Genomic DNA, 6,394 nt, shown 5'->3' with positions numbered 1-6,394 from the left:
ACCCGCAGCATGAAGGGTAAAGGCAAGCGCACCGCCGCCTTCATCGGAGGCGGAGCGGCGGCGGGCGCCATCATCGGCGCGCTGGCCGGCGGCGGCAAGGGCGCGGCCATCGGCGCAGCCGCGGGCGGCGGCGCCGGCACTGCAGGCGCCGCCTTCACCGGCAACAAGGACATCACCTTTCCCGCCGAATCCGCGCTCAGCTTCAGCCTGCTGCAGCCGGTGGAGATCAAGCAGTAGCCGGTACCGGCCGGCCCGTGATCTGAATGGCCCGGGACCTCGGTCCCGGGCCATTCACGCGCTCCCGGCATCCTGGAGCGTTGTTCCTACTTTCGAGCGGAAATGCGCTAAAATGCCCTACACAAATCCCCCCCCGAGCCGGGTGAGCAAGGGGTACTTGCCTGCCATGTTTTCCAACGCTGACATCCAGGTGGCGAATGCTGTCGTGAAGTGGGCACATGACTTTCTGGTGGTGCCCAACGAGCAGATGCGGCGCCGGCCGACCGGGCCGGCCGAATCCATCTGCCCTTTCGTCAAGCCCTCGCTCGACAGCAACGCCTTCTACATCGACATCCGCCGCGAGATGAACGGCCAGAGCCCGGAGCCCATCGCCGAGGCCATGATGAAGTATCGCGAGGCGCTGCGTGCCGTTCCTCCATTCCAGCCCGGCGAGCAAGGACAGAAGGCCATTATCGTGGTCTTCCCCGAGATCCCCAAGGAGTCGGCGGCCGTGCTCGACCTGGTGCACACCTTGATCAAGCCGGCGTTCGTGCACGACGGCATGATGGTGACCCAGTGCTATCCCGGTTGTGACAAGCCCTCGGTACGCAATCCGGAATTGCGCGCCTACGATTCCCCTTACCCCCTGATGGCCATGCGTCTGATGGCCATCCACGACATCCTGTTCGTGGGCGAGGATGAGGACTGGTTCTCCGCCTACCACCTGCGCTTCGGCACGCGCTTCCGCGATCCTACGACGCTCAAGGACTACGAGCAGCCCTTGTTCGAGGAATACGCGCGGGCCAAGGCACGGTTCATCAAGTAGCCACCGCGTTTCCGGGAGCATGAGCATGGAGGTCGCCATCTTCGGCGCCGGGGTCGCCGGCCTGACCAGCGCCATCACCCTGCACGCCCAGGGGTGCCGTTGCCGCGTCTTCGAGCGCACTCGCCTGAGCCACGAGGCGGGCATGGGATTCATCCTCATGCCCGAGGGCATCGCCTGCCTGGAGAGCTTCGGGGTGCGTCTGGCCGGCGTGCCCCTGGCCGGCTATCAGGCGCGCGACGCCTCCGGGCGCGTCCTGCACCAGCAAGCCATGCCGGCGGGCTCGCGCAGCATGCGGCGCCGCGAATTGATCGCCTGCCTGATGCGCGCCCTGCCGCCGGAGAGCGCCCCCGCCTTCGAGGTGGAGCTGGAAGCGCTGGAGTTCGACGGCGCCGGCCGCGTCGCCGCCGCCCGCATGAGTTCGGGAGAGCACGTGCGAGCCGACCTGTACGTGGCCGCCGACGGCATCCACTCGCGCGCGAGGGAGACTTTGTTCCCGGACTGGCCTGCCACCGACGCCCAGGTGCTGGAGGTGGTGGGGATCTCGGGCGCCGAGGAGGTCATGCGCTGGGCGGGACGCGACTTCAACAAGTTCCATGCCGCCGGCGGCGGCGTCGCCCTCGGCGTCCTGCCGGTGAACCCGGCCCATGTCGTCTGGTTCGTGCAGTTCGACGCCCACCGCTTTCCGCCGCCCCAGGAGAGCGCCGAGTCCCGCCACGCCTTCGTGGAGAAGATGGTGGGAGGGTGGGCGGAGCCGGTACCGGCCATGCTCGCCGCCACGGACTTCTCCGGGGTCTACGTCTGGCGCCCGGTCGATACCGACCTGCTTCCTCACTTCCACCACGGCAACCTGGTGCTGGTGGGGGACGCGGCGCATCCCCTCTCGCCCTTCACCAGCCAGGGGGTGTCGTCGGCCATCGCCGACGCCGTCGCGCTGGCGCAGGCAGTGACGCAGCCCGATCTCCTCCAGGCACTCGCCGCCTACACCCGCCAGCGCCGCCAGCAGTGCGCTCCCTATGTGGCTCAGGGACGCGAGCTGGTGCAGCGCTTCCTGGCGCCCTTGAACGACAATGTGGTTCTGCCCATTGCCAAGTAGAATCCTTCCATGAGCGACGCTTTCTTCTCCGACGACGCGGTGCGGCTGGACCTGCTGCGCGAGCGCGCCTTCAACCTGCGCTGGGCGCAGCAGCCCGCCGACGTGATCCCGCTCACCGCCGCCGACCCCGACTTCCCCATCTGCCCCGCCATCCAGCAGGAGCTGGTCCGCTACGTCCAGGACGGAGTGCTCAGTTACGGTCCGCCCGAGGGCTTGCCCAAGTTCCGCGAGGCGGTGGCGGAGTGGATGCGCGCCACCCGGAAGCTCGACTGCACCGCCGAGCATGTCTTCGCCACCGACAGCGCCGCTTCGGCCATGGCGGTGGTGGGGCGAGCCAGCCTGCGGCCCGGAGACGAGGTCCTCATCCCGGACCCGGTGGATTTCATCCTCAGCCACACCATCGCGCGCGCCGGCGCGGTCCCCGTGGGCGTCCCCGTGACCACCGCGACCACGGCGGAGGAGTTCATAGCGGGGATGGAGGCGCGGCTCGCCCCGCGCACCCGCATGCTGTGGCTGTGCAATCCTCACAACCCGCTGGGCGTGGTCTATCCGGGAGATTGGCAGGCGCGCGTGGCCGAGTGGGCGCTCGCTCACGGCCTGCGCCTGCTCTCCGACGAGATCTGGTCCGACATCGTTTATCCCCCCAACGGCCACGTGGCCCTGGCTTCGCTCTCACCCGAGATCGCGCGCCGGACGGTCACCGTTCACGGCTTCTCCAAGAACTTCGCCCTGGGTGGGTTGCGGGTGGGCTGCGTAGTGTGCTCCGATCCGCAGTGGCGGCAGGAGATCGTGAACGCCTCCGACGCCCCCGGCACCGTCTTTGGGGTTTCGGTGCTGTCGCAGGTGGCGGTCATCGCGGCCCTGCACGGCGGCCTCGGCTGGCTGGCCCAGTTCGTCGGCTTCCTGCAGGGACAGCGCGACTACGCCCTCCGGCGCCTGCGGCAGTGGCCGGGTGTGACCGTCGCCCCGCCCCAGGGCACCTACGTGGTCTTCCCCTGCATCCGCTCGCTGGGTGAGGACGCGGAGCAAGTGTGCGAGCACTTGCGCGAGAAGGCCCGGGTGGCGCTGGTCCCGGGCGCGGCGCGCTGGTTCGGGCCGGGCGCGACCGGCCATCTGCGCCTCTGCTTTGCCACCTCGCGGCGCATCCTCCAGGAAGCCTTCGACCGGCTGGATCCGGTCGTGCGCCGGATGGCTTAGGGCTTGGCCTTGGGCTCCGGCCGGGGAAAGAACTTGAGGATGCGGACCACCGCCCTCACCCCCTGCGGCCGGTTCTCGGCCCCCATCTCGAAGAACGCGTTCATGATCAGGTCCACCGGCTTGAGCGACAGCATCATGCCCGGCCCCAGGGATGCGATCTGCTCCCGCGCATTGGGCACGGCCAACCCGCCGATCCTGGGGTCGGTGATCTCCTTCAGGTAGTAGGCATTCACGCCGACGCGCAGCCGCGGCCTCACCTGGTACGACACCGCCGCATTGAAGTGGAAGGCCTGGCCGGGCTGGATGCTGGGGGCGCGATAGGCGGGATTCGGGTCGTGGTTGCGCGAGTTCCAGAGATAGTGGAAGCGCCAACTGGTCTCCAGCTTGGGGGTGAGGAACAGCGTGACCGCGTAGTGCGGATTGATGCTCACCAGGTTGGAGCCGACGTTGACGGCGGCGTTGCGGTCGTAGCTGCCGGTGGGCACATTGATGTCGAGCACCACCCGCTGCCACAGGGGCTTGCCCAGGACCTTGTGCTCCGGCCATTGCAGCATGACCGGGCCCAGGATGAGATCGCCGACCCCGCCGTCGCTGCCCCGCACCCCCAGGTCGGTCTCCACGTTCACGTGTGCCGCAGGCAGCAGGATCTCCGCTCCCACGTAGGCGCCGAGGAACTTCACCCGCGAGATGAAGACCACCTGGCTGAGCGAGCCCAGCGCGGTGACCGAGTTATCGCCCGGAAGCTGCCGGCCATCGGCGCCGTTGATACGGCCGGCATGGTAGGGCAAGAGGGTCTGCTGCAGCAGGACGCCGGGACCGGCAACCCCGTCCATGAACGAAGTGGCGCCCAGGTTCATCGGCGGCAGTTGGACCTGCTGCCCGGCAGCGGGACGTGCCGCCGGCAGCGCCGCCAGGATCGCCAGGACCATGGCACGGCGGATCGGCTTCACGAGGCCGACGCTCCCGCCGGGCTCCCACCTAGGACCTTCTGCACATTCTCCGGGGAGAAGAACTCCTCGACCAGGACGGTGTGGGCGAGCACCCCGAAGAAGCGGGCCCGCTGTTCCGGGTTGCTCTGCAGGGCCGCCAGCAGTCGTTGCGTCTCCGGCGGAGGCGGCTGCAGCGCGGCCAGTTGGCAGGTGAGCCCGTGGTACGCCCGCGCCGCTTGGTTGCGCTGCTGCTCGTAGCCGGCCAGGGCCGCTTCCATGGCCTGGCGGCCGCTCAGCCCGGCATCGATGGCCTCAGCCAGCCATTCGGCGCTGCGGAAGGCGTCGGTGATGCCGGAGGCGGTGCAGGGGTCCTTCTGGTAGCCGGCGTCGCCGACCAGCGCCCACCCCGGCCCGTACGGCTTGCGAAAGTAGGAAGGCACGGCGCCGCCGACGAAGCGCTCCTCGCGCCGCCCGGCGCGCATCTGCTCGGCCAGCTCGGGCGCATCCTCGGCCACTACGCGCATGTGCTGGCCCTCGATGTCGGCCTTGATGGCGGGAAAATCCTTGATCGCCCAGGCCACACCCACCAGCGCCAGACCGTCGTTGGTGTTGTAGCTGAAGACGATGCGGTAGGGCCGCGGCCACAGGTGCCAGCCCTTCATCTTCACCCCGCTCCAATACGAGAAGTAGGCGCCCTCCAGCGGAGGCGTAGTGTCGTACTCGGTGGCCTGCACCGCCTTGGCGACGAAGGAGTGCATGCCGTCGGCGCCGATGGTGATGCGGGCCTGTTCCGTCACCGTGGCCCCGCTCGCCTCGCGCCCGCGGATCCCGGCGACCCGGTCCTTGTCCCAGACCAGCTCCTGCACCGAGAACCCCTGCCGCAGCTCGGCGCCGGCTGCCGCTGCCGCCTCCACCAGGATGGGGTCGAGCGCCTTGCGCCGCGGCGCGTAGGCTTCCTGCACGCCTTCGGCCGGCGGAGGCGAGCCGGTCAGGGTGAATGCCCCATAGTCGAAGTAGTTCCCCGTGATGGGAGGGCAGTTGGACGCTGCCAGCTTGTCCAGCAGCCCCCAGCGCTTCAGCCGCGCCGTGCCCGTCTGGTGGACGTAGTGCGTGGAGAGCGGCATGTCGCTGGGAAACGTGGCCCGGTCCAGCAGCAGGACCTTGTATCCCCGGCGAGCGAGCAGCAGGGCCGTCGGGGAACCGGCGCAGCGCGCTCCCACGATGATGGCGTCGTACATGCGAATCTCCTGGGCGCGAAAGGATACATCGTGGCGCGGCCCTGCGCAGGGATTTTCTCTCCTTTCGGGTAGAATGCTCGGCGCGTGAGGAAACCATGGCGAAGCTCTACGTTTCGGCAGTGATCGATGCCCCGGTCGAAAAAGTGTGGAAGCTGGTCCGCGATTTCAACGGGCTGCCCCACTGGTTCCCGGGCGTGACCGACAGCCGCCTGGAGGGGTCCCTGGGCGGCGACCACGTGGGCTGCGTCCGCAGCTTCGGCCTGGAAGGCGGCGGGCGCATGCGCGAGCAACTGCTGGCCTTTTCCGACGCCGAGCACGTCCTCACCTACAAGATGCTGGAGGCGCCGGTGCCCATGTCCTCCTACCGGGCCACGGTGCGGCTGCTGCCCGTGACCGACGGCGATCGCACCTTCGCCGAGCTGAAGTCCGAGTTCGTCAGTCCACCGGAGCAGGAAGGCGCGCTGGCGGCCTTCCTGCAGAAGACCTACCAGGCCGCCTGGGAGCGGGTGAAGCAACACTGCGCGCGTTGAGACTCGGAGCTGAGTCCGACCTGATAGAATCCTAGGCTTCGCGCGCCTCGTTTCGAGCCGCGGCGCGAGCCCTGACCATGCTGCGCTTCCACACTGCCGGAGAATCGCACGGAGAGGCCCTGGTGGCCGTGCTCTCGGGCCTGCCCGCCGGCCTGAAGGTGGACCCGGAGTTCGTCGACCGCGAACTGTGGCGGCGGCAGCAGGGCTACGGCCGCGGCGGGCGCATGAGGATCGAACGCGACTCCGCCCACTTCCTCTCCGGAGTACGCCAGGGCGCGACCATCGGCTCGCCCATCGCGCTGCGCCTGGAGAACAAGGACTGGCAGAACTGGCAGGAGGCGCTGCCGGTGGAGCCCGGCGATCCC

The 6,394-nt window shown here is 68.9% G+C and carries 8 protein-coding genes; 6 read left to right on the top strand and 2 right to left on the bottom strand.

Features of this window, described 5'->3' with window-relative positions; all coding sequences use genetic code 11:
- The 4 genes from VEG08_03395 to VEG08_03380 all read left to right on the top strand — a co-directional run.
- On the top strand, positions 1-237 hold a 237-nt coding region (locus tag VEG08_03395), incomplete at its 5' end, for a hypothetical protein (protein ID HXZ27026.1).
- Positions 238-442: 205 nt separating this feature from the next.
- Entirely contained in the window at positions 443-1,042 is a 600-nt protein-coding gene (locus VEG08_03390; protein ID HXZ27025.1) for a hypothetical protein, read from the top strand.
- A gap of 25 nt (positions 1,043-1,067) precedes the next feature.
- Positions 1,068-2,135 carry an NAD(P)/FAD-dependent oxidoreductase gene (locus VEG08_03385; protein HXZ27024.1) on the top strand — a complete coding sequence of 356 codons (1,068 nt, stop codon included), beginning with the start codon at positions 1,068-1,070 and terminating at the stop codon, positions 2,133-2,135.
- Between the two features lie 9 nt (positions 2,136-2,144).
- A complete protein-coding gene (locus tag VEG08_03380; GenBank protein ID HXZ27023.1) occupies positions 2,145-3,332 on the top strand; it encodes a pyridoxal phosphate-dependent aminotransferase in 1,188 nt (395 codons plus the stop codon).
- Here VEG08_03380 and VEG08_03375 read toward each other — a convergent pair.
- Together VEG08_03375 and VEG08_03370 are read right to left on the bottom strand one after the other, a co-directional pair.
- On the bottom strand, positions 3,329-4,282 hold the full coding sequence (locus tag VEG08_03375) for a transporter (protein ID HXZ27022.1): 954 nt from the start codon (positions 4,280-4,282) through the stop codon (positions 3,329-3,331). The two genes, VEG08_03380 and VEG08_03375, sit on opposite strands and share 4 nt — an antisense overlap.
- On the bottom strand, positions 4,279-5,499 hold the full coding sequence (locus tag VEG08_03370; protein ID HXZ27021.1) for an NAD(P)/FAD-dependent oxidoreductase: 1,221 nt from the start codon (positions 5,497-5,499) through the stop codon (positions 4,279-4,281). The genes VEG08_03375 and VEG08_03370 overlap by 4 nt, the downstream gene beginning before the upstream one ends.
- 95 nt (positions 5,500-5,594) lie before the next feature.
- Here VEG08_03370 and VEG08_03365 point away from each other — a divergent pair, with 95 nt between their 5' ends.
- Both VEG08_03365 and VEG08_03360 read left to right on the top strand, forming a co-directional pair.
- Entirely contained in the window at positions 5,595-6,029 is a 435-nt protein-coding gene (locus tag VEG08_03365) for an SRPBCC family protein (protein HXZ27020.1), read from the top strand.
- Positions 6,030-6,106: 77 nt separating this feature from the next.
- Positions 6,107-6,394: chorismate synthase (locus VEG08_03360; GenBank protein ID HXZ27019.1), on the top strand; the 288-nt coding region annotated here is incomplete at its 3' end.

It is taken from the genome of Terriglobales bacterium, assembly GCA_035624475.1.
In the GTDB taxonomy this organism is placed as follows: Bacteria; Acidobacteriota; Terriglobia; order Terriglobales; family Acidobacteriaceae; genus DASPRL01.
The sequence above is the reverse complement of the archived record's forward strand: the minus strand, read 5'-3'. Positions and strand labels throughout refer to the sequence as shown.

Bases quoted from the DNA above. Each gene is read 5' to 3' on its own strand.
- VEG08_03380 (HXZ27023.1), top strand. From the start codon at position 2,145: ATGAGCGACGCTTTCTTCTCCGACGACGCGGTGCGGCTGGACCTGCTG.
- VEG08_03370 (HXZ27021.1), bottom strand. From the start codon at position 5,499: ATGTACGACGCCATCATCGTGGGAGCGCGCTGCGCCGGTTCCCCGACG.
- VEG08_03365 (HXZ27020.1), top strand. From the start codon at position 5,595: ATGGCGAAGCTCTACGTTTCGGCAGTGATCGATGCCCCGGTCGAAAAA.
- VEG08_03385 (HXZ27024.1), top strand. From the start codon at position 1,068: ATGGAGGTCGCCATCTTCGGCGCCGGGGTCGCCGGCCTGACCAGCGCC.